The sequence below is a fragment of the Pantoea hericii genome (genome assembly GCF_014155795.1).
GTDB lineage: Bacteria > Pseudomonadota > Gammaproteobacteria > Enterobacterales > Enterobacteriaceae > Pantoea > Pantoea eucalypti.
Genome location: NZ_SCKV01000009.1, coordinates 66,088 through 92,733, shown reverse-complemented (window position 1 = coordinate 92,733; position 26,646 = coordinate 66,088). Strand labels below are relative to the sequence as shown.

Genomic DNA, 26,646 nt, shown 5'->3' with positions numbered 1-26,646 from the left:
ATGCCTGAATTACCGTTACAGCTCAACAGCCTGGATGTAAATCCGAATAATTAGCAGGCAGGCCGAAGCCTGCCTGTGGCCTTACTTCTCTGGCGGAAAAATCAGGTTGAGCACGATTGCGGTAATACCGCCTGCGGCAATGCCGGAAGAGAGCAGCGTTTTCAGCCAGTCGGGGGCAAACTGCAGGATCAGTGGCTGCTGAGACACGCCCAGACCCACCGCCAGCGACAGCGCAATAATCATGATGGCGCGACGATTAAGCGGCTCGCGTGACACGATGCGAACACCTGAGGCGGCAATGGTGCCGAACATCACAATGGTTGCGCCGCCGAGTACCGGCTCAGGAATCATCTGCACCAGACCGCTGACCGCCGGGAACAGCCCCAGCACAATCAGCATCAGTGCGACAACAAAGCCCACGTAGCGGCTGGCCACGCCGGTCAACTGAATCACACCGTTGTTCTGACCGAAGCAGGAGTTAGGGAAGGTGTTAAACAGCGCGGAGACAAAGGAGTTGAGGCCATTCGCCAGCACACCGCCTTTCAGGCGTTTCATATAGAGCGGGCCGCTGACCGGCTGTTCCGACACATCCGAGGTGGCAGTGATATCGCCGATGGTCTCCAGGGAGGTCACCATAAATACCAGCATCAGCGGAACGAGCAGGTTCCAGTCGAAGCCCAGCCCGTAATAAAGCGGGGTCGGCACCACGATCAGCGGCTGATCAGCAGGAATACCGGCTGCCGGCAGCATGCCCATCGCCCAGGCCAGCAGATAGCCCACGGCCATCGCAATCACCAGGGAGGCGACGCGCAAATAGGGGTTTTTCTGCCGGTTAAGCAGCACGATCACCAGTAGCACGGCGCCAGCCAGCATCAGATTCTTTGGTGCGCCAAAGGTATGGTCACTCATCGCGCTAAAACCGCCGCCAATCGAGGTCAGTCCTACCTGAATCAGCGACAGCCCAATAATCATCACCACGATACCGGAAACCAGCGGCGTGATAATCCGGCGAGCCAGATGCAATACGCGTGATAGCACCATTTCGGTACAGGAGGCCACCATCAGCGTGCCAAATAGCGCCGCCATCATGGTGGGCACATCAGCGCCGCCATTTTTCAGCGCCATCCCGCCCATGATCAAAGGCGTCACAAAGTTAAAGCTGGTGCCCTGAATCGACAGCAGACCCGAACCCACCGGTCCCCAGGTTTTGATTTGCAGCAGCGATGCCACACCTGAAGCAAACAACGACATGCTGATAACGTGCCGGGTATCTTCTGCGGGCAGGCCCAGCGCCTGACAGATCAGAATGGCGGGCGTGATGACCGCGACAAACATCGCCAGCAGATGCTGACCAGCGGCAAACAGCGTTTGCGGCAGAGGTGGACGATCTTCAAGACGATAAATCAGTTCGCTTTGCGTGGCGGAAGGCTGGTCTGGCTGAGGATTGGTGGACATCTTCTGTTCTTCCCAAAAAATAATGTGGCGATTGTAATCATCCGCCGGGCAAAAGCAATCGTTTGCCCGGCGTGGATATAAAAGCCGACTTGAAGGGGTCTCATTCAGACGTTGGTAAAACGGGTGTTCTCTGGCAGCCAGCGTTCAATCAGGGCGCTGGCCTGCTCGGGATAGTGCTGGTGGATGTGGCGCGCCACACGCTGAACTTCGGGCACCATCGCTGCATCGCGCAGCAGGTCAGCCACTTTAAATTCGGCGTTGCCGGTCTGACGTGTGCCCAGCAGTTCACCCGGTCCGCGAATCTCCAGATCGAACTGGGCAATAACAAAGCCGTCATTACTGTCGCGTAGTACCTGTAAACGCTTCTGCGCCGTCTTGCTCAGCGGCGCTTTATAGAGCAGTACGCAGTGTGATGCCACGGCACCACGACCCACACGGCCTCGCAACTGATGCAGCTGTGCCAGACCTAATCGCTCAGGGTTTTCGATAATCATCAGGCTGGCATTCGGCACGTCCACGCCGACCTCAATGACGGTCGTTGCTACCAGCAGCTGGAGTTCATTCGCTTTAAACGCCTGCATGACTGCCTGTTTTTCAGCGGGTTTCATGCGGCCATGCACCAGTCCGATATTTAAGTCGGGCAGCGCGGTTTTCAGGGATTCCCAGCTGGCTTCTGCCGCCTGTGCTTCCAGCAGCTCTGACTCTTCAACCAGCGTGCAGACCCAGTAGGCCTGACGTCCCTCCCGGCAGGCATGCTCAACCCGTGCCACAATCTCCTCGCGTCGCGTATCGGGGATGGCCACGGTGGTCACCGGAGTACGTCCCGGTGGCAGTTCGTCGATGGTTGAGGTATCGAGATCGGCATACGCGGTCATCGCCAGGGTGCGCGGAATCGGTGTGGCGGTCATGATCAGCTGATGCGGATGGAAACCCTGCTCCTCACCTTTTTCCCACAAGGCCAGACGCTGGTGGACGCCGAAGCGGTGCTGCTCATCAATAATGACCAGCGCCAGACCATTGAACTGCACCTGCTCCTGAAACAGAGCGTGTGTGCCCACGACCATAGCTACCTGACCGCTGGCTATCGCCTCCTGCTGTGCCTGGCGGGCTTTGCCTTTCTGTTTTCCGGCCAGCCAGCCGACTTCAATCCCCAGCGGCGCAAACCACTGGCGGAAGTTACTGGCGTGCTGTTCAGCCAGCAGTTCGGTCGGTGCCATCAGCGCAACCTGCTTGCCATGGGCGATAACGTTCAGCGCAGAGAGCGCAGCCACCAGTGTCTTACCCGAGCCGACGTCGCCCTGCACCAGCCGCATCATCGGGAAATCATTGGCCAGATCTTTCTCTATCTCCGCCACCACGCGCTTCTGCGCATTGGTCGGCGAGAAAGGCAGCGCGGCCAGCAGCTGGTCACTGAGATTGTGTCGCGGCGGCATCGGTAACGCATAATAGCGCTGAGCGCCGGCGCGCACTGCCAGCATGCTGAGATTATGCGCCAGCAGCTCTTCCAGAATTAATCTGCGTTGTGCCGGATGACGGCCACTTTCCAGCTCGCTGAGCCGGAGATCGGGTGGCGGACGATGCAGTGTGCGCAGCGCATCTGGCAGGCTGATTAAGCCGCCGCTTAACTCTTTCGGCAACAGCTCGGCAATCGGGCAGCTTTCCAGCAGCGTCAGTGCCTGGTCAGTGAGATTACGCAGCGTGGCCTGTCGAATGCCTTCGGTCGTGGGATAAACCGGTGTTAAGGTCTCTTCCAGCGTCACATTGCTCTGCTCGCCCTGGATGCGGTACTCGGGATGAATAATCTCAGCGCCGCGCTGACCGCGCTTAATTTCACCATAAGCGGTAACACGCCGTCCCGGCGACAGATTGTTCTTCATCCCGGCATTAAAATTGAAGAAGCGCATTGTCAGCACGCCACTGCCATCGCTGATCTGACACACCATCATCCGGCGACGACCAAAAGTGATATCTGTGTGCAGCACTTCGCCTTCTACTGTGGCCCAGATACCGGGAAGCAGATCATTGATAGCATAGAGTTGGGTGCGGTCTTCGTAGCGCAGCGGAAGATGAAGCAGGAGATCCTGAACGGTGTGTAGGTCAATTTTGGCCAGTTTTGCTGCCTGGCTGGCACCGACGCCGGTCAGTGTACTGAGCGGAATGGCATCCAGCAGACGGCCTTTCATCGTCTTTTACCGGTCGACTGCATGGTTGCCCACCAGCTGGGATCGGCGTCGACTTCGCCCTGCGCATTGATGCGCGGATAGGGTAGACCTTTCTGCTTTGCGACCCGCGCGAGCACCGGGAATCCGCCTTCGAACAGCAGGCGTTGCTGCTCATCCTCGTCCAGCAGGCTGTAATCGCGCAGGTAAAGACCGGCGTTCTGCCGCTGTCGCTGGGCTTCATAGAGGATAAGCGCGCAGGCGACCGAGACATTCAGCGACTGCACCATACCCACCATGGGGATCACGATCTGACGATCAGCCAGCGCCAGCGCTTCTTCGGTGATGCCGGTTTTTTCCTGCCCCATCAGAATGCAGGTGGGAAGGGTATAATCGATCTCACGAAAATCCACCGCATCGGCGGAGAGATGGGTCGCTAAAACCTGCATCTTCTGCTGTTTGAGCTGTTTTACGGCATCGCCGATGGTGGGATGGGTGACCACTTTCACCCAGCTGTTGCTGCCGGCAGACGCGGAAGCCTGCGTGCGCATCCGCTGGCTTGGCCAGACGGCATGCACTTCGTGGATGCCAACGGCGTCGGCCGTGCGGATTACCGCTGAAACATTGTGTGGTTTATGCACCTGCTCCATGCAGACCGTCAGGTCGTGCTGGCGCAGTGCCAGCATCGCCTGAATCCGGGCAAAACGTTGATCGTTCATGCCTAATTACGGTTACGGTGGACTTTGATCACATCCGGCATCACGCGAATTTTACGCATGATATTCGCCAGATGAACGCGGTCACGTGCGGTGAGGCGGATAAAGGCGCTATAGACGCGACCATCACGCTCTTCGGTATTCAGGCTCTGAATATTCGAACCCGCCGTGTTGATGGCCGCCGTCAGGTTAGCCAGCGCGCCCTGATGGTTAAACATGTCGACTTTAATTTCTGCTACAAACTCCTGCTCGGTGACTTTATCCCACTCAACCGGCATAAATTTTTCCGGCTCTTTCTGGTAGCCACGAATGTTCCGGCAGGATTCATGATGCACCACCAGCCCTTTGCCAGGACTGACATGGGCAACAATCGGGTCACCAGGAATTGGTCGGCAGCATTTGGCGAAGGTAATCAACACGCCATCTGCGCCTTTAATCGGCAGTTTACCGCGCTTGCTGGTGCTGGTGATAGCCTTGCTGTCAGCCTGCAGCAGGTTCTTCGCCACGACCACGCTCATCGCATTGCCGAGGCCAATTTCCGCCAGCAGATCATCAAGCGAAGTCAGCTTCATGCGGTCCAGTTCCTGTCTGATATTCTCAGCCGGGATTTCAGCCAGTTTACGGCTACCGCCCAGCGCATGGCTGAGCAGGCGGCGACCCAGATTAACCGAGTCTTCGCGCTTGAGGTTTTTCAGGAGCTGACGAATTTTGGCGCGGGCTTTGGAGCTGACGACAAAATTGAGCCAGGCGGCGTTTGGACGGGCGCCTGGCGCGGTGATGATCTCAATCGTCTGACCGCTGGTCAGGGTTTGCGACAGCGGATAAGGCTGGCGGTCAACGCGTGCGCCGACGCAGGCATGGCCGATATCGGTGTGCACCGCATAGGCGAAATCTACCGGCGTCGCGCCGGTTGGCAACTCAACAATGCGACCTTCAGGCGTAAAGACGTAGATCTCATCAGGGAAAAGATCGGACTTCACGCTTTCAATAAATTCAAATGAACTGCCCGCACTCTGCTGCAGCTCGAGCAGGCTTTGCAACCAGCGCTGCGCGCGAATCTGTGCAGTGGTGCCACTTTCGCCCGCCTGTTTATAAGCCCAGTGCGCAGCGACCCCCATTTCTGCCATCTGATCCATATCCTCGGTGCGAATCTGCACTTCAACCGGCACGCCGTGCGGGCCGATCATGGAGGTATGGAGCGACTGATAGCCGTTGGCTTTGGGGATGGCGATATAATCTTTAACGCGGCCCGGACGCGGCTTATATAAGCTGTGCATCTGGCCCAGAACGCGATAGCAGGTATCCAGATCTTTCACGATGACGCGAAAGGCATAGATATCCATGATCGAGTGAAAACGCTGCTCTTTCAGCGTCATTTTGCGGTAAATCGAGTAAAGATGCTTTTCGCGACCGCTGACGCGGCAGGGAATGCCCGCTTCCTGTAAACGGCCATCAATCTCAGAAAGAATCTTCTGGATCATCTCTTTACGATTACCACGCGCAGCTTTCACCACCTCTTTAATCACCCGATAACGGTTCGGGTAAAGTGCTTCAAAACCGAGCTCTTCCAGCTCTGTTTTAAGGTGATGAATACCCAGGCGGTGTGCCAGCGGACTATAAATCTCTAACGTTTCCAGCGCGATGCGGCGACGTTTGTCCGGGCGTAAAGACCCAAGGGTGCGCATATTATGGGTGCGGTCAGCCAGCTTGATGAGAATGACGCGGATATCCTGCACCATCGCCATAATCATCTTGCGGAAGTTCTCAGCCTGCGCTTCTTTCTTATCGCGGAATTTCAGCTTATCCAGCTTTGAAACGCCTTCGACCAGCTCCGCCACGCTTTTACCGAACAGCTGTTCCATATCCTGGTAAGTGGCGGGCGTATCTTCGATCACGTCATGCAGCAGCGCGGCCATGAGCGTTTCATGGTCGAGCTTCATTTCCGCCAGAATACAGGCCACGGCAACCGGATGGGTGATATAAGGCTCACCACTGGAGCGTGTCTGTCCCTCGTGGGCATCACGTGCGACAAGGTAGGCTTGCTGGAGGCGCTTGATCTGCTCCTCTGGCAAGTATTTTTCAATCAGTTGATTGAGACTTTCAAACAGATACAAGGGCGACCTGCAGGTGGCTGTTAACGACGACCTTCAGCGATAGCGGTAACGGCCTGTAACTCAGCGGCTTCCTGCTCTTGCTGTTCCTGACGATCACGCACATCTAAAATCTGATTGGTGACCAAACCTTCTTCGATTTCGCGCAGGGCGATAACGGTAGGTTTATCGTTCTCTTCCGGAACCAGCGGATCTTTGCCGCCAACCTGCATCTGACGTGCACGACGTGCAGCGACCAACACCAGGTCAAAACGATTACCAACTTTTTCTACTGCGTCCTGAACGGTTACGCGTGCCATAGGTGTGCTACTCCACAGATGAAGAAATGACTGCGCATCATACTGAAACTGTATTCAGACTGCCAACAGTTTGCTGATTAAAGCATCGTGACGCGCCTTCTGACGCGCCATACGCAGACGTTCTGCGCGAATAATGGTTTTCAGATCGGACAGCGCCAGATCAAAATCATCATTCACAATTAAATAGTCATACTCGGCGTAGTGGCTCATTTCCGCTACTGCCTGAGCCATGCGACGTGTGATCACCTCTTCGCTGTCCTGACCACGACCGCGCAGACGGCGATCGAGCTCTTCTTTCGAAGGCGGCAAAACAAAGATGCTGCGTGCGCCAGGCATTTTAGCGCGGATTTGCTGCGCGCCCTGCCAGTCGATGTCGAGGAACACGTCAACGCCGGTTGCCAGCACCTGCTCAATGGCATGGCGTGACGTACCGTAGTAGTTGTCAAAAACCCGGGCATGTTCGAGGAAAGCATCTTCCGCGATCATCTGCTCAAATTCATGTTTCTCAACAAAAAAGTAATGTTCGCCATGGGTTTCACCCGGACGCATACCGCGCGTCGTGTGCGAAACAGAGACCTGCGTGTCATACAACGGCTGGGTCTTTAACAGTGCCTGAATCAGGCTGGATTTCCCTGCACCGCTGGGAGCAGAAACAATATAGAGCGTGCCTTGAGCCATGGTTTTCTTGAATTGATTAAAAGCGGAGTCGATTTCCTGCACAGTATACACAGCTTCCCGTTGCCACGCAGCGTTTGCGCAGCGACAACACTCAATCTTTTGCGCCTCTGCGCGCAAATCTCTGTCGGGCAGCTGTAATGGTTCACGGATTACCCTGGCATCTCTTCCGGAACGAAACCTCGCCTCTGGCTGACGCTAATGCATTGCTGTTGAATGCCAAAAAATGTCAGAGGAAAGAGTATGAAAGGATTCGGCTGGCCGCTATCTGCGATTATTCTGTGGTTCGCCCTATGGCCTGCGCACAGTGCCGTGTGTCCGGTCTGGACACCCGTACGGGCGACTGAAGAGATCGGCCGTTTGCAACAGCAACTGCAACACTGGGATGACGCTTATTATCGCCAGGGGCAGAGTCCGGTGACTGACACGGATTACGATGCGCTGCAGCAGCGGCTTGTTACCTGGCAACACTGCTTTAGCGCTTCTCAGCCCACTTATTCCCCGCAACTGCCTGGCAAGGGTGAGCACCTGCATCCAATCGCCCATACTGGCGTAAAAAAGATGCGCGACAAGCTGGCACTGGCTTACTGGATGCAGGGGCGACGCGATCTCTGGGTGCAGCCAAAAGTTGATGGCATCGCCGTTTCACTGGTGTATCGCCATGGCAGGCTGGTCTCGTTGTTAAGTCGTGGCGATGGATTGCGCGGTGAAGAGTGGCTGGCTAAAGCCGCCTGGATCCCGGCAATTCCGCTGCATATCGAGACCCCTCTCGACGAGGTTGTACTGCAGGGCGAGCTGTTTTTGTTGATGAACGGTCATCAGCAGGCGATTGATGGCGGCAAAAATGCGCGCTCACTGGTGGCCGGCGCGATGATGAGCAGGCAGCGGACTCCGCTGCTGGATTCGCTCGGTGTTTTCATCTGGGCATGGCCAGATGGTCCCGCCACAATGACGGAGCGCCATGAGCAACTCAGCCGCTGGGGGCTGGGCATTGCAGCAGAATGGAGCCACAACGTTAAAGATGAAGAGGACGTAGCCATCTGGCGTGAGCGCTGGTTTCATGCTGCGCTGCCTTTTGTCACAGACGGCGTGGTGGTTCATCAGAGTCGGCGGCCTGCAGGCAAAAACTGGCTGCCAGGCGAGGGTATATGGGCGGTTGCCTGGAAATATCAGCCTCCTGAAGTCAGTGCTGAAGTGCTCTCCGTCGATTTCCCCATTGGCCGAACCGGAAAAATAGCGGCGGTACTTAATCTTCAGCCAGTGCAACTGGATGATAAAACGGTCAGGCGGGTTAATGTCGGATCGCTACGTCGCTGGCAGGAGAGCGATATCGTCGCGGGCGATGTGGTCACGCTGAGTCTGGCGGGTCAGGGAATACCCCGGCTGGAGCGGGTAATCTGGCGCGTGGCAGAGCGACATTATCCTCAGCCTCCCGAGGCGTCGCGTTATACGCCGTTGAGTTGTTATACCTTCAGCGCTGAGTGCCAGAAGCAGTTACTGGCGAAATTACGCTGGCTCAGCCAGAAAACGGAGCTGAATATTCCTGGGGTTGAGCGCAGCACCTGGCTGCGCTTACTGGAAAGCGGCAGTATGACGCATCTGTTCGGCTGGCTGACATTAACACCGGAACAGATTGCCGCCGCGACGAGTCTCTCTCCGGAGCGTGCGGAGCAGCTCTGGCACCGTTTTAATCTCACTCGTCAGCAACCGTTTCGTCGATGGGTGAAGGCCCTTGGCGTTTCATTGCCGCAAAAAGCCCTGAATGCGCTGCCCGATCAGCAGTGGGAGAGCGTAATGCGGCGGGATGTTATGGCCTGGCAAACTCTGCCGGGCGTTGGTGCGGGGCTGGCAACGCGCCTGGCTGAGCAGTTTCAGGATGCCCGTCTGCAGGCCCTCATCGCGTTCCTGCAACAGCAGGGTATTCCTGCGTCCTCAATGCTCGGGGTGGGGATAGTTGAAAATCGGCAAACCGAGACGGAAGCGCAGCGCCAGTAAACGGGCAAAAAAGCCGAACAGCAGGGTAATGATAATCACCGCTTCATGCGCCAGCGTGGTTTTCAGCAGCAGGATATACATCCAGCCCGAGGCGAAAGCGATACCGGCGTACAGCTCTTTCTGAAACACCAGCGGAATGCGATTACAGAACATGTCACGCAGTACGCCGCCAAAGACACCTGTAATCACTGCGCTTATCGCGGCAATAATCATGGCGTGTCCGGAATCAAGTGCAACCTGCGCGCCGATAATGGAAAAGACCACCAGACCCAATGCATCCAGCACCAGAAAAACTTTGCGCAGGTGGGTCATCAGGGGCGCCAGGAATGTGGTGACGACCGCCGCTGCCGCCACAATCATGATGTATTCGGGATTTTTCACCCAACCCAGCGGATAGTGACCCAACAGGATATCGCGCACCGAGCCACCACCGATTGCGGTCACTGACGCAATAATAATGACCCCGAACAGATCCATTTTGCGGCGACCCGCCGCCAGCGCACCTGTCATGGCTTCAGCAGTAATACCAATAATGTAGAGAACGGTCAGTAACATAGCAGACTCCAGTAAGACGGCGGCAAGGCTACAGCATTGCTTAACAGGCGGCGACAGAGATTTCAGGTGGTCGGCGTCCGGGATTTGCGCAGTGTATACCAGTCCGGCCCGGCATCAGCATAGAAAGACTTTTCAGTGCAAAACCGATGATGAATGCTGGTGAAGGTTAAGATGAGACGATGTGCAGAGGAGTCGCGCGGGCCTGGCTGGTGTTAACTGACTCAGAACCAGGGGGAGATTTACAGCCCATGACGGCCAGAAATTTGCAGGTCAGACATTGGTCTGTAAAGGAGATAGAAAGAACGGGATGCTGCAGCTAAAGAAAGGAGTAAAAATATATCGACAGGATTAACAAAAAGAAAGGCGTGCTGGTTAACAGCACGCCAACGCATCGTTTCGGATGCTCAGAGCCCACCATACAGACTTATTTTATTATTTGTTTCTTGCGCGAATTTTAGCAAAAGCATTCAGACTAAAGTGATATTCCGGCTGGAACCATGAACGACCATAGTAGCAGTAAATCAGCATGCGAATGGAAGCCATCGCAAGGTAACCCCAGATCGCACATAATACAGAAGGTGTCAGCCAGACGGTAAATAAGGTGACTGCAAGTCCGGCTAATACTGAGGACGTTTCAGCAAAAGCAATGCGTGTATATTGCTTTTCACGCTGTAATACCGCACGGTAATGCTGACCCTGAGGGATGATAATAAACACCACTGAGACCATCTGCAGCATGAGAGCCAGTTCGGGCTGATTAAACAGGCTGTTCAGCAGGTGACTGCCCGTAAATAAAAGACCAAACACCGCGACACCCATCAACATATTACCCCAGTAAATGGTTGAGAGGTCATTGATTGAGAGCATACAGCGACGGATCAGTGTATTTGAGAAGCCGCGATCGGCCAGAGTATCAATAAACAGTAAGGCAATTATGGCAATCGCCAGCAGGTTAAGCTCATTCGCCTGCAGAATCTGCGCCAGCAACGAGAGTTGCAACACGCCAATGCCAATAATTTTGATTGAAGAGAGCAGAGACCATTTTGCGCTATTAAGACTGCTTTCACGTATTGCCATAATATACTCGTTAGAGTTCATCAACTCTGTGAGAATTAAATAATTGTGTAACGGCAAGAAGAGGTTGCTGTGACACCGTTAGTTAGTGCAATTTTTCCGGCCGAAGTCCTGAAATACCTCTCCAGGCTTGCCATGTTATTATTGATTCAATCAAATGATGCTCAGATAAAAAATAGATATCCCTGGTAAATTCCCTGTTTCGTGTCATGGCGGAATCCCCTGCAGCTAACAGAAATTCCGCCAGATCACGAATAAATCCTTTTGTATTTTTATATTCTCCTGCCAGCATCCTTGCGGCAATCTCAACGAATTCTTTTTCTGATAACAAAGGATAGGTTGAGCGGTCCATGACTTTTTCCTGCTTTATCATTATGGGTATTGCTGTGTGTGGAATGATTTATACATTGTTTTATTTAATTTAACACCATAAGAAAAGTCTGATTACACGACCGCAGAAATAAATGGTTTCACTTTATGCATGATAAATATTAAATCTTCAGGAGAGCAGTGATAAACAACTGTTGATGATTAATGTATGTCTCTAAGGCAGAACGTTATCAGGGGAGACAGAGAAGCCTGAAATCCGGGAAGATCAGCTATCTGATAGCGGGTTAAGCCAGGAATTTTCCTGGCGGAGATGCTTAAGCAGGGTTGGTGGTAAATGTGTATCGGGGATGAGTAATCAGATAAGCGCTTTATGCTTTAATGTCAGAAGTTTTTCTATTTTTTTTCGTTAGCGACCAGCAATAAGTACAGAGAAAAACGGACTCTAAGTCCTTGATTTACTGTGTCAGAAGCTGATTGAGTTTCTCCAGATCATTGCTAACCCATTCAATATCCTGCTTAAATCTCTCATCTGAAGTAAATGGCTGGCGATAAACCGTAACCATTACCTCGGCACCCTGTTCATTAGCGATCACGCGCATCGGCACATAGATCTCCTTTCCTGAGCCGTTATCAATCCAGTGATCCATTACGCCAAACGGATTGTGTGGTGAGAACCTGAGCTTCACATTGCCCAGGGGCCCTTTAGCACGCCAGCGATGTCCATCGGGTTCTAATGCACTGTGCGTTAACCCGGATGCCCACTTTGCGAAAAATTCCGGCTTCCAGATAGTTTCATAAAGATCTAACCAGTGACGTGGGATCGTCAGGCTCAGCGTGCGAGAGGAGAGCATGTAACCTCCAATGGATAAGCGAAAAAGGCATTAAAGCATGGGGCCAGACTTGTTAAAACGGTGTAACAGTAGAAGTGTGGTGTTGACAGGGTTTCGTACAAAAGGCAGACAACGGATGAGGCTGTCTGCCGCAGAATCAGATGAAGTTGCCACGCGCAGAAACGGCATGATCTTCGCTATGACCACTGGCGTGACGCAGAACAAAGCCATCCGACTGCGCCATCACTGCGCAACTGTGATTCGGGAAGATACGCAGCAGCGTGCCGACTTCAGGGCGGCGATCCTGAAACAGCAGAAAACCGTGCTCCTCGGATAACTTCGTCACTTCATAGGTATTGCCCGCTTCGTCTGCTGCAACACCAAAGCCGCTGGCATTGGTGCCGTGCGGCCCTTTATCCGAACTCAGCATTTTTGATCCGGCGTCAACAATGGCGAAATGATCGTTTACCGCCACAACGCGGGTAATGACGCTCATTGCCAGTTGATCGACGTGGCTTAACCCAAGGCGGCAGGCAGTAAGATCCAACAGTGCATAGTTACCGGGCCGGATTTCATTAATGCAGGGCGCAATCTCTGCTGCCAGCGCAGTTGGGGTTGACCCCACTGAGAGAGGGCAGTCGGTAAAACCCGCAGCCTGCAGTTTTGCCTGAACGCGCTGCATCAATGCCGTTTCCTGGCGGGCGACCTCCGCAATGGCTGCGGCATGACCCGCACCATAAGCGTGACCGGCATGTGACACTAATCCGGCAAAGCGTAATCCCTTGTCCTGTAATGCCCGGGCAATCAGCACGGCGTCATCTGTATCGGGATTGACGCCAATGCGATGTAACCCAACATCCACTTTAATCGCCACCGCCAGTTCGCACCCTGGCTGATGCTGGCAGGCCTCAGCGATCGCCGCCACGCCCTGCAGGCTGTCCGCAATCAGGGTGAGTCTGACCTGATGAAGCACGGCGAGGCGCAGTAATTCAGCCACGCTTTGCGGATGTACAACCGGATAGGCTAACAACAGATCGCGTATACCACCCTGAATAAAACTGATGCCTTCGCTGGGTTTTGAGACGGTGATCCCCTGCGCGCCAGACTCAATCTGTCGCCGGGCAATCCAGACGCTTTTATGCGTTTTGATATGCGGACGCAACGCGACGCCAGCCGCACGGGCTTTGCGCTGCATATGCTGCAGGTTGCATTCCAGGCGTGCTGCATCCACTTCAATGTAAGGTGTGAGGCGATCGTCAATCAGCGGACGCTGCCACTGCTGTGTGTCATTGATATCCATAAGGTGTCCGTTAATAACGAGATAAGAAGATTCATCATTCCCTAATAATCTCTCTGATACCAGCCTGCTTACCGCAGAACAGGCATGTTGAGCAGCAGAAACAAGAGCCATTGCTATAACGCGAGAGGCATGATGAGGAGAGGGGGATCGGGAAAGAGGAAAGGGAGGAACAAAAGGAGTGAACCCGGATATTAAAACAAAAAAGCAGGCACGCGGCCTGCTTTATCAGTTTACTCAGATATAGAGTGACTGTTCACCCGGCGGACGGGTTTTGAATCGGCGATGTAGCCAGAGGTACTGTTCGGGTGCACGCAGGATCTGATTTTCGATCACTTTATTCATGTAAGCGGCAGCAGCAGCCTCATCGGTATGAGGATAATTTTCCAGCATCGGTTCGATGATTAAATGGTAGCCATCATTTCCTGGATTACGAATCAGCATAATCGGTACCATCGCTGGCTTCGCCAGACGCGACAGAACAAAAGTCCCGTTGGTAGTGGCAGCTTTTTCCACCGCAAACAGTGGCGCAAAGGTGCTGCCTTTAGGGCCGTAATCCTGGTCTGGTGCAAACCAGACCGATTCACCCTGTTTCAGAGCATGAACCATACCGCGCAGATCACGACGGTCAATCATCGCTTTATTAGAACGCATGCGGCCTTTGGTCTGCACATACTCCATCGCCTGATTATTGTGCGGGCGATACATCGCCATCATCGGCTGACAGAGTCCACTGATGCGTCCGCCCAGCTCCAGCGACATGAAATGTACGCCAATCAGCATCACACCGCGCTTTTCGTTCTGCGCAGCGTGAAGATTATCCATACCTGAAACGTTAAACAGGCGTTTTACTGCCCGGTCAGACCAGAACCAGGCAATACCGGTTTCAGCCAGGGCCATGCCTAGCGATGCGAAGTTACCAGCGATCATGTGTTCGATTTTTTCTTCACTGATACCCGGGAAGCAGAGTTCGATGTTACGACGGGTAATACGCTCGCGGCGCTGCAGGAAATGGCGAGAGATTTTGCCGGCACCGGCACCGAGACGCATGAGAACAGGATAAGGAAGCTGGACCAGCAGCCAGAGTACGCCAAGGCCAAACCAGGTAAACCAATAACGCGGATGCAGCAGCGAACTGCTAAATTTTCCGGTGTTTTTCATTAACAACCTTCATGGAAGTTGAGGGGGGTATCGCATAAAGAGCACTTCCATGAGTCTTAAAGCGGTACGGCTGTATTGAATTCGACCGATACTTTATCAAAAAGTGCCTTCAAAAAAAGGGAAACTCCGTGATTCACAGGATTGATCTGTTTCATGGAGACAGTGCGTCGGGAACGTAAAAAGAGTTAAATCCAGAAAAATTATTTTAAAATCAGCAATTTAAAAAGAAATCATCCTAAATGCAAAGCATGATTAAAGTGTGTTCCGGAAGTGTCTGGAAATGAACGTTTATCAATCTTTACGTGATAATGAAGCCGCAGGTGGGAGTCAAAAGCCACATAGGGAGGTGAAACCCGAAAGATAATGCCTGAAAAATGAACAAAGCGCCATTGCTGACGCTTTATAACTGACCTGCCGGGCGGGAACTTACTCGATGTTCTGAATCTGCTCGCGCATCTGTTCAATCAGCACTTTCAGTTCGATCGCGGAAGTGGTGATCTCGGCGTTGATCGACTTTGATGCCAGCGTATTCGATTCCCGATTGAACTCCTGCATCATGAAATCGAGACGGCGGCCTACAGCCTCTTTCTTTTTCAGGATGTTGTAGGTCTCTTTAACGTGTGCATCCAGACGATCCAGCTCTTCGGACACATCAACACGCTGCGCCATCATCACCAGCTCCTGCTCAAGGCGATTGTTTTCCAGCTGGACTTCAGCATCTTCCAGTTTGGCGACCAGGCGTTCACGCTGCCATTTAATCACGTCAGGCATCTGCGCGCGCACTTTGCTGACTTCCTGCGAAACGCCTTCCAGACGCTGTTCAATCATCGCTTTCAGCGCGGTGCCTTCGCTTTCGCGCGCCGCAATGAAATCGTCCAGCGCGCCATCCAGTGCCTGTAACAATTGTGTGTTGATGGCATCCAGATCCTGCTCCTGCGCAGACATCACGCCCGGCCAGCGAAGAATATCCAGCGGATTAATCGCGCCTTCGTCGCTCTGCATTTTTACCCAGTTAGCAGCCTGCACCAGCTGTTTCGCCAGCGTTTCATTCAGCATCAGTTCGCCCTGAGCGCTGGGATCGGCATCATAACGCAGGTTGCACTCAATTTTACCGCGCGTCAGACGCTGGCGAATGCGCTCGCGGATAACCGGCTCCAGCCCACGAAACTGTTCAGGCAAACGGATGTAAGTTTCCAGATAACGCTGGTTAACAGAACGCAGCTCCCAGGCTGCGCTGCCCCATTCGCCTTTGGCTTCGCTGCGGGCATAAGCGGTCATACTGCGGATCATAAGCGGTACTCAATTTACGGAAAGATGGGTGAAGTATAGCGAGGCGAACCACGCCATAACAGGCATAAGCGTCTTACAGGAAAATAACGAACTATTTCCGCTTTCAGCGGCAGCCACATATGATGACCACTGGTCACCTATGAGGATAACTGATTTATGTCCCGCGTTATTGCATTCCCTGTTGTAATGGCTCTGCTGCTGGTGGGTTGCCAGACGCGCCACGCGCCGCCGACTAAACCGCACCCCATCTGTGCCGGTGGCGACATGATGATGCAGACCACGTTGTGGTTCGGACTCAGCAAGCCAGATGGCGGCAGTGTGAGTTCACTCGACTGGATGAACTTCGTGGATAATGAAGTCACGCCACGTTTCAAAGCGGGATTGTCGGTCTATGACGCTAAAGGTCAATGGCTGGGCGAGAACGGTCAACTGGCAAGAGAGAACAGTAAAGCGTTGATGCTGATCCACGGTATCGATCCCGCGACCAATCAGGATATTGAGGCGTTACGTACCCTCTATAAAAAACGGTTTGGTCAGGAGTCGGTTATGCGGGTAGATGCACCCGTCTGTGTCGGGTTCTAGGGCGAAAGCGGGCGGCGAAGCTGCCGCCCGCTAAATAGTCAGATAAACAGACCGGCAAAGGCCGCAGAGAGCAGGCTGACCAGTGTGGAGCCATAGACCAGCTTCCAGCCAAAGCGGGAAACCACATTTCCCTGTTTCTCGTTCAGGCCTTTTATTGCGCCCGCCACAATGCCGATCGAGGCAAAGTTAGCAAAAGAGACCAGGAACACCGACAGAATACCCAGCCCGCGCGCACTCATGCCCGCCGCGACTTTCTGCAGTTCAATCATCGCCACAAACTCATTCGCGACCAGCTTAGTCGCCATGATGCCTGCCGCCTGCAGGGCATCGGCTTTCGGAATCCCAATCAGCCAGGCCAGAGGATAGAACAGATAGCCGAGCAGCTGCTGGAAGCTGTAGCCAAACACCGCCGCAAACAGCGCGTTAACGGCAGCAATCAGAGCAATAAAGCCAATCAGCATCGCCAGAATAATCATCGCCACTTTGAAGCCTGCCAGGATGTACTCACCCAGCATCTCGAAGAAGCTCTGCTCTTCATGCAGCTTTTCCAGCGCGATAGGCTGCTCATCCCGGCTTTCCATCGGGTTGATGATCGACAGGATAATAAAGGTGCTGAACATGTTAAGCAGCAGTGCAGCAACCACATACTTCGGTTCAATCATCGACATATAAGCACCGACAATCGACAGTGAAACGGTGGACATCGCGGTCGCTGCCATGGTGTAGAGCCGGCGCGGTGGGATATCACCCAGAATCCCTTTATAGGCGATAAAGTTTTCTGACTGACCGAGGATCAGTGTGCTGACGGCGTTGAATGACTCCAGCTTGCCCATGCCGTTAATCTTCGACAGCAGCGTTCCGAAAACACGAATCAGTAGCGGCAGGATGCGCCAGTGCTGCAATATGCCGATGAGTGCCGAAATAAAGACAATCGGACAGAGCACACCAAGGAAGATAAACGCCAGCCCCTGTTTGCTCATTCCGCCAAAAACGAACTCCGTGCCCTGCGCCGCAAACCCCAGCAACGTCTCAAAGAAACCGGCAAACGATCCGACCAGTGCCAGCCCTCCGGCGGAGTGAAGGAAGAACCAACCCAGCGCGGCTTCCACCACAATCAGTTGAATAATAAAGCGCAGACGAATCTGTTTACGGTCATGACTGACCAGCAGCGCAAGGGCGAAAATCACCACCAGCGCCAGCAGGAAATGAAGAATGGCGGCCATATGTCTTTTTTATCAGAGAGAAAGGAAAGCGCATTTAGCCACAGCTGGCCGGAAATTTCATCTGATGCCTGCTTCAGGCAGGCGCAAGAGACAGCGGGCAAGGAAGTCCGTATAATGCGCAGCCAATCATTAGCAAGCCGGAGAATACCCATGCGTCCAGCAGGCCGTAGCGCACAACAGGTGCGTCCAGTCACATTGACCCGCAATTACACCAAACACGCAGAGGGTTCCGTTCTGGTGGAATTCGGCGAAACGAAAGTGCTTTGCACTGCCTCCGTAGACGAAGGGGTTCCGCGTTTCCTTAAAGGCCAGGGCCAGGGTTGGGTCACAGCCGAATATGGCATGCTGCCGCGTTCGACCCACAGCCGTATGGCGCGTGAAGCCGCAAAAGGTAAACAGGGTGGCCGTACGCTGGAGATTCAGCGTCTGATTGCCCGTTCACTGCGCGCCGCGGTTGATCTTAAAGCGCTGGGTGAATTTACCATTACGCTCGATTGTGACGTAATCCAGGCCGATGGCGGCACCCGCACCGCATCAATCACTGGCGCCTGTGTGGCTCTGGCTGATGCGCTGAACAAGCTGGTAGCCAGCGGCAAACTGAAAGCAAACCCGATGAAGGGTATGGTCGCCGCGATTTCAGTGGGCATCGTCAAAGGCGAAGCCCTGTGCGATCTGGAGTATGTTGAAGACTCAGCCGCAGAAACTGACATGAATGTCGTGATGATGGAAGATGGCCGCATGATCGAGGTGCAGGGCACCGCCGAGGGCGAACCCTTCAGCCATGAAGAGCTGCTGACGCTACTGGCGCTGGCGCGCGGCGGAATTGAGGAACTGATTCAGGCGCAGAAAGCAGCGCTGGAAAATTGATGTAACAGGCGACCTCAGAGTCGCCTTTTCTTTATTTGAGGAGTGAGAGATGAAAGCCTGGCAGCGTCAGTTTATTGAATTCGCCCTGAACAAGCAGGTGCTGAAGTTCGGTGAGTTCACTTTGAAGTCCGGGCGTAAAAGCCCCTATTTCTTTAATGCCGGTCTGTTTAACAGCGGACGGGATTTAGCGCTGCTGGGACGCTTCTACGCGCAGGCGCTGGTGGATGGCGCTGTTGATTTCGATCTGCTGTTTGGTCCGGCCTATAAAGGCATTCCGATTGCTACCACCACGGCAGTGGCGCTGGCTGATCATCATGACCGCGATGTGCCTTACTGCTTTAACCGTAAAGAAGCCAAAGATCACGGTGAAGGTGGCCTGCTGGTAGGCAGTCCGCTGCAGGGCAAAGTGATGCTGGTGGACGACGTGATCACAGCGGGCACGGCGATTCGTGAGTCGATGGATATTATCGGCGCGCACAACGCCACCCTGGCAGGTGTGCTGGTTTCGCTAGATCGTCAGGAGCGTGGACGCGGAGAGATGTCGGCAATCCAGGAAGTGGAACGTGATTACGGCTGTAAAGTGACCGCGATTATTACCCTGGCAGACCTGATTGCCTGGCTGGAGGAGAAGCCTGAGATGGCCGATCACCTGGCTCAGGTCCGTGCTTATCAGAAAGCGTACGGGATTTAACAGAGGCGGGCGCAATGCCCGCCTTCTTTGACGCTTTACGTTAGCTGAGCAGCCATGAGTGGCCAGCGGGCCTCAAAGTCTGCGGTAGGACTGAAACGAAACTCAGAACGGACATACCGCGACAGCAAACCTTCACAGAAAGCCAGCAACTGACTTGCCAGCAATGCTTCATCAGCCTGAAAAGCCTCGCCCTCACGCATTTTCCGCTCACGCATGACCTGTCGCAGTTGCACTTCAATCCGCTCAAACAGTTGATTGATACGTCCCTGCAGTCGGTCCTGCTCAAACATCAGAGCATGGCCGGTCAGTATGCGCGTCAGTCCCGGATTACGCTCACCAAATCCCAGAATCAATTGCACGATCAGACGCAGACGCGTCATGGTCTCTTTTTCATCCTTGAGGATCAGATTGATGCGGGTAATCAGACTGTCTTCGATAAACTCAATCAGACTATCGAACATGCGTGTCTTGCTGGGGAAGTGACGATACAGCGCCGCTTCGGAAACACCCACTGTGGCTGCCAGTTTGGCTGTGGTGATACGCTGACTGCCATCGCCCGACTCCAGCATCTGCGCCAGCGCCTGCAAAATCTCTTCGCGACGATTCCGCTTCGCGACTTTTTTTTCTGCCATGACCTTAAAGACCCCTGAAATTCACCTAAATACAGGCAACACCTACGCATCTGCCACAGGAACGCGTCCTGCAGCGATGAGGAAAAATAACGGGCGTAAGTGAAAGTCGGTAATGCGGGTTACTGGCGACCGGAGTGACCGAAGCCGCCTTCGCCGCGCTGGCTGGCGTCGAAATCTTCAACCAGATTAAATTCAGCCTGGACTACCGGTACAAACACCAGTTGTGCCATGCGATCGCCGGGCTGCAGCGAGAAACTTTCCTGACCACGATTCCACACCGATACCATCAGCTGTCCCTGATAGTCCGAATCAATCAGACCCACCAGGTTGCCCAGCACGATGCCATGCTTATGGCCAAGGCCCGAGCGCGGCAGGATTACAGCGGCCAGATCGGGATCAGCGATATGAATCGCCAGGCCGGTCGGAACCAGCGTCGTGGTGCCTGGTGCGATGTCGAGAACATCATCAATGCAGGCGCGTAAATCTAACCCAGCGGAACCTGAAGTGGCATAGGTCGGCAGCGGAAACGCTTTGCCGACGCGCGCATCCAGAATTTTAACGTCTATTTTTTTCATCATAACGGCTGACAATCTCGTCTATTAATTGTTGGCCAAGGAGAGACTTATCGCTGAGCGGTAAGCGTTTTTCTCCATCCTGCCAAAAAAGGTGAAGAGCATTGGTGTCGCTATTAAACCCTTGTCCGGCTTTAGCGACATCGTTAGCGCAGATCAGATCCAGATTCTTGCGCACCCGTTTTTGCCGGGCGTATTCTTCCACATTCTGTGTTTCAGCAGCAAATCCAACGACGAATGGCCGGTTTTCCTGAAGTGCAGCGACGCCGGCAACAATATCGGGATTCTTTACCAGGTTCAGCGTGACGTTATCATCGCCGCCCTGTTTCTTGATTTTATCGGCCGCAATATCGGCTGCCCGGTAGTCTGCCACGGCTGCGCTTGCAATGAAAATATGTTGTTTATCTATCTCACTCATCACAGCGGCCTGCATCTCCAGCGCGCTGGTAACATCAACGCGTCGCACACCCGCAGGTGCAGGCAGGCTGACCGGGCCGCTGACCAGCGTGACCTGAGCACCACGTCGGGCAGCCGCAGCGGCAATCGCAAAGCCCATTTTACCGGAGCTGTGATTCGTGATGTAGCGCACCGGATCCAGCGCCTCTCGGGTCGGGCCGGCGGTAATCATAATGTTGAGATGTTGCAGATCGTTGACGGGCGTAGCCCACAGCAGCGCATGGTCAACAATCGCCAGCGGGTCCAGCATCCGGCCCGGCCCGACGTCGCCACAGGCCTGGCTGCCGCTGTCCGGCCCCCAAATCAGCACGCCCCGCGCGTGGAGCGTCTGAAGGTTTTGCTGGGTCACCGCTGCGCGATACATCTGCTGATTCATGGCTGGCACGACCGCCACGGGTGAGGCCGTGGCCAACACGGCAGTGGTCACCAGATCGTTTGCCATGCCAGCAGTCACACGGGCAATCAGATCGGCAGTGGCCGGAGCCAGCACAATCAGGTCGGCCCATTTTGCCAGTTCAATATGACCCATCGCCGCTTCTGCAGCGGGATCAAGCAGATCGTCAAACACCGGATAGCCGGAGACGGCTTGCAGGCTGAGCGGAGTGATAAACGCTTTGGCACCTTCCGTCATCATCACGCGCACATCAGCGCCGCGATCGCGCAGGCGCCGCACCAGCTCAGGTGCTTTATACGCTGCGATACCGCCGCTCACGCCAAGAAGAATTTTTTTACCGGCTAATCCCATCATGATGTTGGCCTCACTAAGCTCTCTGCCGCTCGCGGCGGCGAATGCACGGACTTTATCACAAAAGCGTGGATGCGCCTTTTCACCGACTGCGTTTGCGAGCCGTCTCGTAGATTGCCGTTCCATTGATAGCCGCACTCTGCAGGATGAGCCATTCTGAGGCGCATCTCAGGGAGAGCGAAAATGAAAATCAAGGGACCACGGGAAAAACTCCAGAAACTGGGCGCAAACTCGCTCACCGATACCGAATTGCTGGCCATTTTTCTCCGCACCGGATCGCCAGGGCAGAACGTCCTTGAACTGGCCGGAGAGATGCTGGAGGGGTTTGGCTCGCTTTATCTGCTCATGACATCAGACAAAGCGGCATTCGGTGAAGTCAAAGGTATCGGCGATGCCAAGCTGGCGCAACTTCACGCGGTTGCCGAACTGGCGAAGCGATTTTTCGCCAGCAAACTGGTTCGCGAAAGCGCCATGGAGAACCCACAAATCACGCGCCAGTATCTGCAAAGTTTGCTGGCTCATCAGGAGCGTGAGATCTTTATGGCCCTGTTTCTGGATAACCAGCATCGGGTGCTACGGGCACAAAATATGTTCTCGGGTTCTATTAATAGTGTGGAAGTTCATCCTCGTGAGATCGTTCGGGAGGCGCTGAAACTCAACGCAGCTGCTCTGATACTGGCGCATAATCACCCGTCGGGCATGGCCGAACCGAGTCGCGCAGACCGCGAAGTGACCCACAAAGTCAGTGAGGCCTGCCAGCTATTCGATATACGCTTGCTCGATCATCTGGTGATTGGGCATGGCGAATATGTCTCCTTTGCCGAGCGGGGATGGCTCTGATAGCGGGAAATTTCGCGCCAGGTGGCGGCTTTTTGCCCGATCATTCGGGATCTTTATCTGTTCGGGACTTGAGCACTTGGGCTGAGCGGCGTATACTACGCCACCTTTGAGAATCTCGGGTTTGGCGGTTAGGCCAGCTTAGCGGGTTCCATGGAATTCGCCTGGCGGGCTGCAAGCCTGACGAGGCGGCCCAAACCTAATTTTTAAAGCTCGAGCTGATTTGATTTTTGGAGATATTGACATGTCACGAGTCTGCCAGGTAACTGGAAAGCGTCCGGTGACGGGTAACAACCGTTCCCACGCAATGAACGCGACGAAACGCCGTTTCCTTCCGAACCTGCACTCACACCGTTTTTGGGTTGAGAGCGAGAAGCGCTTCGTTACTCTGCGTGTATCTGTTAAAGGTATGCGTATTATTGATAAAAAGGGCATTGATACGGTGTTAGCCGATATGCGTGCCCGTGGTGAGAAGTACTAAGGTACTAAGGAACTGAATCATGGCTAAAGGTATTCGTGAGAAGATCAAGCTGGTTTCCTCTGCTGGTACAGGTCACTTCTATACCACCACGAAGAACAAACGTACTAAACCAGAGAAGCTGGAACTGAAAAAGTTCGATCCGGTTGTACGTCAGCATGTGCTCTACAAAGAAGCTAAAATTAAGTAATTTTAGTGTTCTGCTAAAAACCCGGCTCCGGCCGGGTTTTTTGTTTGTGTAAAACGCTGAGGAGAGGCTATGCCAGAGTTGCCAGAGGTTGAAACCAGCCGCCGCGGTATCGAACCGCATTTGGTCGGTGAAACCATCCTTCACGCCGTGGTGCGTAATTCACGTTTGCGCTGGCCCGTTTCGCAGGAGATCCTGGCGCTGAGCGATCAGCCGGTTCTCAGCGTGCAGCGCCGGGCGAAATATCTGCTGCTGGAGCTGCCGCATGGCTGGATTATTATCCACCTTGGCATGTCCGGCAGTCTGCGCGTACTGTCAGAAGAGTTGCCAGCAGCGAAGCATGATCATGTTGATTTAGTGATGAGCAACGGCAAAGTGCTGCGCTACACCGACCCGCGCCGCTTTGGTGCCTGGCTCTGGAGCAGCGATCTGGCGGGCAGTAGTGTGCTGGCCCATCTCGGGCCGGAGCCACTCAGCGAGCAGTTTGATGGGGCTTACCTGTTTGATAAGTCACGCGGCAAGCGGACGCTCATTAAGCAGTGGCTGATGGATAACAAAGTGGTGGTGGGCGTGGGCAACATTTATGCCAGTGAGTCACTGTTTACCGCCGGGATCGTTCCCGATCGTGCTGCCGGAAGCCTGTCTCAGGCCGAATCAGAACTGCTGGTGAATACCATCAAAGCGGTGCTGCTTCGTTCGATTGAGCAGGGCGGAACCACGCTGCGTGACTTCTTACAGACAGACGGTAAGCCGGGCTACTTTGCACAGCAGTTGCAGGTCTATGGCCGGGCGGGTGAACCCTGTCGGGCATGCGGTACGCCGATTGTCAGCGGCAGGCATGGGCAACGCAGCACTTACTGGTGCCCGAACTGTCAGCATTAAGCCAGTTTAGCCAGCAATGCCTGATGCACTGGCGCGGGCAGAAAGGCGCTAACATCGCCTTTGTGACGCGCCACCTCTTTGACCAGTGAAGACGAGATAAACGAGAAGCCTTCAGACGGCATCAGGAAAACGCTCTCCAGTGTTGGCAGCAGGTGACGATTCATCTGCGCCAGCTGCATTTCATATTCAAAATCTGACACCGCTCGCAATCCACGAACCAGCACGTTCGCCTGCTGGTCACGGGCGAAATTCGCCATCAGGTCGCTGAACCCGACCACCTCAACGTTAGGCAGATGGGCCACCACTTCACCGGCCAGCGCCACGCGTTCATCCAGACTAAACATCGGTTTTTTGCTGGGGCTAGCGGCAACAGCCAGAATAACCTCGTCAAACATCTGTGCTGCCCGCGTCACGATGTCGACATGGCCAAGCGTCACAGGATCAAATGTACCGGGATAGATGGCTTTCGTGGTCATACTCGCCCTTTTGCCGAAGCGTGATTCAGCGCCCAGAGGGCTGAATATTTATTGAAGGTATATTGCGCGTTGACCACCGCCAGAATCCAGCCCTGCCTGCCGTCGAGAAAACCGGCACGCAGCAGCAGCGTTTTTACAAATGCGCCCAGCGTGTGGCTGAATACAGAAAAGAGGCCGCAGCGCTTACCGCGCTGATGGCGTTCTGTGGCCCAGGCTTCAGCATAGGCCAGTTGCTTGCGCTGAAAGGCGATTAAATCGCGGCAGGTCAGATGTTCCAGATCGCCAGGCAATGCCACTACCGGCGCGCCGTCACTCTGCAGGGATTCATGCACCAGATTGTCATTGTAGCGGAAGGTGCGGGGATAGAGGCGCATCACGCGATCGGGATACCAGCCACTGTGGCGCATAAAGCGACCGAGAAACAGGTTGCTGCGGCCCAGGCTATAAACCGTGCGGCTGGGTGGGGCAACCAGCACCTGCTCAATTGCAGCACGCAGTTCGGGTGAAACGCGCTCATCTGCATCGATCATCAAAATCATGTCGCCGGTAGCATAGCCCTGCGCGCGCTGGCGCTGGATACCATAACCCTGCCAGTCATCATTCTGATAGACCTGCGCACCGGCCTGGGTGGCGATGTTGACGGTGTCATCCCTGCTGCCAGAGTCCAGCACGATAATTTCATCGGCCCAGCTGACCGAGGCCAGGCAATCAGGCAGCAGTTCCGCTTCATTTTTGGCGATCATCACTACGGAAAGACGTTGGCGTACTGACATTAGTGAGTCCGGGGTGGCAGATGCGGTTCGAGTAACTGTAGCAAACGCTGGAGCGCACCCTGGTTCTGGTGCAACACGTCTACCGCATGGCGTCCGTAATAACGGCGGTAATCATCATCCTGCAAAAGATTAGTGACTTCTTTTTCCAGCGAAATCACGTCGGTGACCGTAATCAATCCCTGGCCTTCCTGCAGCTTGCTGCAGATATCTTTGAAGTTCCAGATATGGGGCCCCATCAGAACCGGAAGTGCATGGGCAGCAGGTTCGAGCGGATTGTGTCCGCCCCGTTCAACCAGGCTGCCACCGACCAGAGCCAGATCGGCAATGCCGTAGAGCAGCATCAGTTCGCCCATGGAGTCGCCGATGACCACCTGCGTTGAGCCGGAAGGGATCTCGCCGCTGCTGCGCAGGATAAAACTAAAGCCGCGTTCCTGCGTCAGTTCGCGGGCATCGTTGAAGCGCTCGGGATGGCGGGGAACCAGAATCAGCAGCAGATCCGGAAAGGTCTGCAGCAGGCGGCGATGAGCATCCAGCACAATGGCCTCTTCGCCTTCGTGTGTGCTGGTGGCTATCCACACCGGTCTGCGCGGCGCCCACTGACGACGAAGCGTCACCGCTCTGGCGGCCAGTTCTGGCGTGACGGAAATATCAAACTTCAGACTGCCGGTAATGGCCAGTTGTGAACGTTTCAGGCCCAGGCTCAGGAAGCGGTCGCCATCTTCAGTGTTCTGCGCGGCGATTAGCGTAATGCTCTGCAACAGGCGTCGCATAAACTTACCCAGCTTGCGGTAGCCTTTGGCGGATCGGGCCGAGAGGCGGGCATTGGCAATCACCAGCGGAATATTACGCTGGTGCAGAATGCGGATAATGTTCGGCCATAGCTCGGTTTCCATGATGATCACCAGCCGTGGATTGACCGTATCAAGAAAACGATTAATTGAACCCGGCAGATCATAAGGCAGATAGACGTGATGTACATCTTTACCGAAAGCAGATTGCGCTCGTTCAGAGCCGGTCGGCGTCATCGTGGTAACGGTAATCGGCAGAGTCGGGTAACGATGACGAAGTGCGCGCACCAGCGGGATCGCGGCAAGGGTTTCCCCCACAGAGACCGAGTGCAGCACAATGCCGTCAGGCTTCACTTTGCCGACACAATAGCCATAGCGTTCTGCCCAACGTTTGCGATAGGCAGGCGCTTTACGACCGCGCAGCCACAGGCGCAGCCAAATGAGTGGCTGAATTAAGTAGAGCAAGGCGGTGTAAATGGTCGTCATAGTTACCGTTACAGCAGGTTCGCG

General features: G+C 54.4%; 28 protein-coding genes. 8 read left to right on the top strand and 20 right to left on the bottom strand.

Annotation, left to right across the window (positions count from 1 at the left end; genetic code table 11):
• Positions 1 to 81: 81 nt before the first annotated feature.
• From H7K52_RS18060 to gmk, 6 genes are all read right to left on the bottom strand, one after another.
• The gene (locus H7K52_RS18060) at positions 82 to 1,455 is read right to left on the bottom strand and encodes a nucleobase:cation symporter-2 family protein (protein WP_008926968.1); all 1,374 of its coding nucleotides are present in this window, start codon (positions 1,453 to 1,455) and stop codon (positions 82 to 84) included.
• A gap of 104 nt (positions 1,456 to 1,559) precedes the next feature.
• Positions 1,560 to 3,638, bottom strand: coding sequence for an ATP-dependent DNA helicase RecG (gene recG / locus H7K52_RS18055; protein WP_003851349.1), 2,079 nt, complete (start codon positions 3,636 to 3,638; stop codon positions 1,560 to 1,562).
• Positions 3,635 to 4,333, bottom strand: coding sequence for a tRNA (guanosine(18)-2'-O)-methyltransferase TrmH (trmH, locus tag H7K52_RS18050; protein ID WP_003851348.1), 699 nt, complete (start codon positions 4,331 to 4,333; stop codon positions 3,635 to 3,637). Before trmH ends, recG begins: the two co-directional genes overlap by 4 nt.
• A 2-nt stretch (positions 4,334 to 4,335) precedes the next feature.
• Positions 4,336 to 6,444: a bifunctional GTP diphosphokinase/guanosine-3',5'-bis pyrophosphate 3'-pyrophosphohydrolase gene (spoT, locus tag H7K52_RS18045; RefSeq protein WP_003851347.1), complete on the bottom strand. Its 2,109-nt coding sequence runs from the start codon at positions 6,442 to 6,444 to the stop codon at positions 4,336 to 4,338.
• 20 nt (positions 6,445 to 6,464) lie between these two features.
• Positions 6,465 to 6,740 carry a DNA-directed RNA polymerase subunit omega gene (gene rpoZ / locus H7K52_RS18040; protein WP_003851346.1) on the bottom strand — a complete coding sequence of 92 codons (276 nt, stop codon included), beginning with the start codon at positions 6,738 to 6,740 and terminating at the stop codon, positions 6,465 to 6,467.
• A 54-nt stretch (positions 6,741 to 6,794) separates the two neighbouring features.
• Complete coding sequence (gene gmk, locus H7K52_RS18035; protein WP_033743562.1) at positions 6,795 to 7,418, bottom strand: guanylate kinase; 624 nt, start codon at positions 7,416 to 7,418, stop codon at positions 6,795 to 6,797.
• Between the two features lie 240 nt (positions 7,419 to 7,658).
• Here gmk and ligB point away from each other — a divergent pair, with 240 nt between their 5' ends.
• On the top strand, positions 7,659 to 9,410 hold the full coding sequence (gene ligB, locus H7K52_RS18030) for an NAD-dependent DNA ligase LigB (RefSeq protein ID WP_182630291.1): 1,752 nt from the start codon (positions 7,659 to 7,661) through the stop codon (positions 9,408 to 9,410).
• On the opposite strand, the gene H7K52_RS18025 is transcribed toward ligB, so the two are convergent.
• From H7K52_RS18025 to H7K52_RS17995, 7 genes are all read right to left on the bottom strand, one after another.
• Positions 9,348 to 9,965, bottom strand: a complete 618-nt coding sequence (locus H7K52_RS18025) for a trimeric intracellular cation channel family protein (RefSeq protein ID WP_008926964.1) — start codon at positions 9,963 to 9,965, stop codon at positions 9,348 to 9,350. The two genes, ligB and H7K52_RS18025, sit on opposite strands and share 63 nt — an antisense overlap.
• A gap of 432 nt (positions 9,966 to 10,397) precedes the next feature.
• Complete coding sequence (locus H7K52_RS18020) at positions 10,398 to 11,042, bottom strand: oligosaccharide flippase family protein (RefSeq protein ID WP_003851343.1); 645 nt, start codon at positions 11,040 to 11,042, stop codon at positions 10,398 to 10,400.
• Between the two features lie 82 nt (positions 11,043 to 11,124).
• Entirely contained in the window at positions 11,125 to 11,391 is a 267-nt protein-coding gene (locus H7K52_RS18015; RefSeq protein ID WP_039660605.1) for a hypothetical protein, read from the bottom strand.
• A 433-nt stretch (positions 11,392 to 11,824) separates the two neighbouring features.
• Positions 11,825 to 12,220, bottom strand: coding sequence for a hypothetical protein (locus H7K52_RS18010; RefSeq protein WP_039660561.1), 396 nt, complete (start codon positions 12,218 to 12,220; stop codon positions 11,825 to 11,827).
• Between the two features lie 136 nt (positions 12,221 to 12,356).
• The gene (locus H7K52_RS18005) at positions 12,357 to 13,499 is read right to left on the bottom strand and encodes an alanine racemase (RefSeq protein WP_039660562.1); all 1,143 of its coding nucleotides are present in this window, start codon (positions 13,497 to 13,499) and stop codon (positions 12,357 to 12,359) included.
• A 234-nt stretch (positions 13,500 to 13,733) separates the two neighbouring features.
• Positions 13,734 to 14,657 (bottom strand): kdo(2)-lipid IV(A) palmitoleoyltransferase, encoded by a 924-nt coding sequence (gene lpxP / locus H7K52_RS18000; RefSeq protein WP_003851339.1) that lies wholly within the window; start codon positions 14,655 to 14,657, stop codon positions 13,734 to 13,736.
• 426 nt (positions 14,658 to 15,083) lie between these two features.
• Positions 15,084 to 15,947: a YicC/YloC family endoribonuclease gene (locus H7K52_RS17995; protein ID WP_003851337.1), complete on the bottom strand. Its 864-nt coding sequence runs from the start codon at positions 15,945 to 15,947 to the stop codon at positions 15,084 to 15,086.
• 156 nt (positions 15,948 to 16,103) lie between these two features.
• Here H7K52_RS17995 and H7K52_RS17990 point away from each other — a divergent pair, with 156 nt between their 5' ends.
• Positions 16,104 to 16,529, top strand: a complete 426-nt coding sequence (locus tag H7K52_RS17990) for a DUF3574 domain-containing protein (RefSeq protein ID WP_078805324.1) — start codon at positions 16,104 to 16,106, stop codon at positions 16,527 to 16,529.
• Between the two features lie 38 nt (positions 16,530 to 16,567).
• Here the strand turns inward: H7K52_RS17990 and H7K52_RS17985 are convergent, their stop codons facing one another.
• Positions 16,568 to 17,752: a NupC/NupG family nucleoside CNT transporter gene (locus H7K52_RS17985; RefSeq protein ID WP_003851335.1), complete on the bottom strand. Its 1,185-nt coding sequence runs from the start codon at positions 17,750 to 17,752 to the stop codon at positions 16,568 to 16,570.
• Positions 17,753 to 17,902: 150 nt separating this feature from the next.
• Here H7K52_RS17985 and rph point away from each other — a divergent pair, with 150 nt between their 5' ends.
• Together rph and pyrE are read left to right on the top strand one after the other, a co-directional pair.
• A complete protein-coding gene (rph, locus tag H7K52_RS17980; protein ID WP_003851334.1) occupies positions 17,903 to 18,619 on the top strand; it encodes a ribonuclease PH in 717 nt (238 codons plus the stop codon).
• A 49-nt stretch (positions 18,620 to 18,668) separates the two neighbouring features.
• Positions 18,669 to 19,310, top strand: coding sequence for an orotate phosphoribosyltransferase (gene pyrE, locus H7K52_RS17975; protein ID WP_031591887.1), 642 nt, complete (start codon positions 18,669 to 18,671; stop codon positions 19,308 to 19,310).
• Positions 19,311 to 19,345: 35 nt separating this feature from the next.
• Here the strand turns inward: pyrE and slmA are convergent, their stop codons facing one another.
• From slmA to coaBC, 3 genes are all read right to left on the bottom strand, one after another.
• Entirely contained in the window at positions 19,346 to 19,942 is a 597-nt protein-coding gene (gene slmA, locus H7K52_RS17970; protein ID WP_039660564.1) for a nucleoid occlusion factor SlmA, read from the bottom strand.
• Between the two features lie 119 nt (positions 19,943 to 20,061).
• Positions 20,062 to 20,520 (bottom strand): dUTP diphosphatase, encoded by a 459-nt coding sequence (gene dut, locus H7K52_RS17965; protein ID WP_003851329.1) that lies wholly within the window; start codon positions 20,518 to 20,520, stop codon positions 20,062 to 20,064.
• Entirely contained in the window at positions 20,498 to 21,718 is a 1,221-nt protein-coding gene (gene coaBC / locus H7K52_RS17960) for a bifunctional phosphopantothenoylcysteine decarboxylase/phosphopantothenate--cysteine ligase CoaBC (protein WP_003851326.1), read from the bottom strand. The genes dut and coaBC overlap by 23 nt, the downstream gene beginning before the upstream one ends.
• Positions 21,719 to 21,898: 180 nt before the next feature.
• Here coaBC and radC point away from each other — a divergent pair, with 180 nt between their 5' ends.
• The 4 genes from radC (at position 21,899) to mutM (ending at position 24,099) form a co-directional block, all read left to right on the top strand.
• Positions 21,899 to 22,555 carry a RadC family protein gene (gene radC, locus H7K52_RS17955; RefSeq protein WP_003851323.1) on the top strand — a complete coding sequence of 219 codons (657 nt, stop codon included), beginning with the start codon at positions 21,899 to 21,901 and terminating at the stop codon, positions 22,553 to 22,555.
• A 241-nt stretch (positions 22,556 to 22,796) separates the two neighbouring features.
• On the top strand, positions 22,797 to 23,033 hold the full coding sequence (gene rpmB / locus H7K52_RS17950; protein WP_006121249.1) for a 50S ribosomal protein L28: 237 nt from the start codon (positions 22,797 to 22,799) through the stop codon (positions 23,031 to 23,033).
• A 19-nt stretch (positions 23,034 to 23,052) separates the two neighbouring features.
• Positions 23,053 to 23,220, top strand: coding sequence for a 50S ribosomal protein L33 (gene rpmG, locus H7K52_RS17945; protein WP_003024094.1), 168 nt, complete (start codon positions 23,053 to 23,055; stop codon positions 23,218 to 23,220).
• 69 nt (positions 23,221 to 23,289) lie between these two features.
• Positions 23,290 to 24,099 (top strand): bifunctional DNA-formamidopyrimidine glycosylase/DNA-(apurinic or apyrimidinic site) lyase, encoded by an 810-nt coding sequence (mutM, locus tag H7K52_RS17940; RefSeq protein WP_003851319.1) that lies wholly within the window; start codon positions 23,290 to 23,292, stop codon positions 24,097 to 24,099.
• Here the strand turns inward: mutM and coaD are convergent.
• Genes coaD through waaA form a run of 3 tightly spaced genes read right to left on the bottom strand, consistent with a single transcriptional unit; the run spans position 24,096 to position 26,622 of the window.
• Positions 24,096 to 24,575, bottom strand: a complete 480-nt coding sequence (coaD, locus tag H7K52_RS17935) for a pantetheine-phosphate adenylyltransferase (protein ID WP_003851317.1) — start codon at positions 24,573 to 24,575, stop codon at positions 24,096 to 24,098. The genes mutM and coaD overlap by 4 nt on opposite strands.
• Positions 24,572 to 25,348 carry a glycosyltransferase family 2 protein gene (locus H7K52_RS17930; RefSeq protein WP_003851315.1) on the bottom strand — a complete coding sequence of 259 codons (777 nt, stop codon included), beginning with the start codon at positions 25,346 to 25,348 and terminating at the stop codon, positions 24,572 to 24,574. The genes coaD and H7K52_RS17930 overlap by 4 nt, the downstream gene beginning before the upstream one ends.
• The gene (gene waaA, locus H7K52_RS17925) at positions 25,348 to 26,622 is read right to left on the bottom strand and encodes a lipid IV(A) 3-deoxy-D-manno-octulosonic acid transferase (protein WP_003851314.1); all 1,275 of its coding nucleotides are present in this window, start codon (positions 26,620 to 26,622) and stop codon (positions 25,348 to 25,350) included. The genes H7K52_RS17930 and waaA overlap by 1 nt, the downstream gene beginning before the upstream one ends.
• Positions 26,623 to 26,646: the final 24 nt, after the last annotated feature.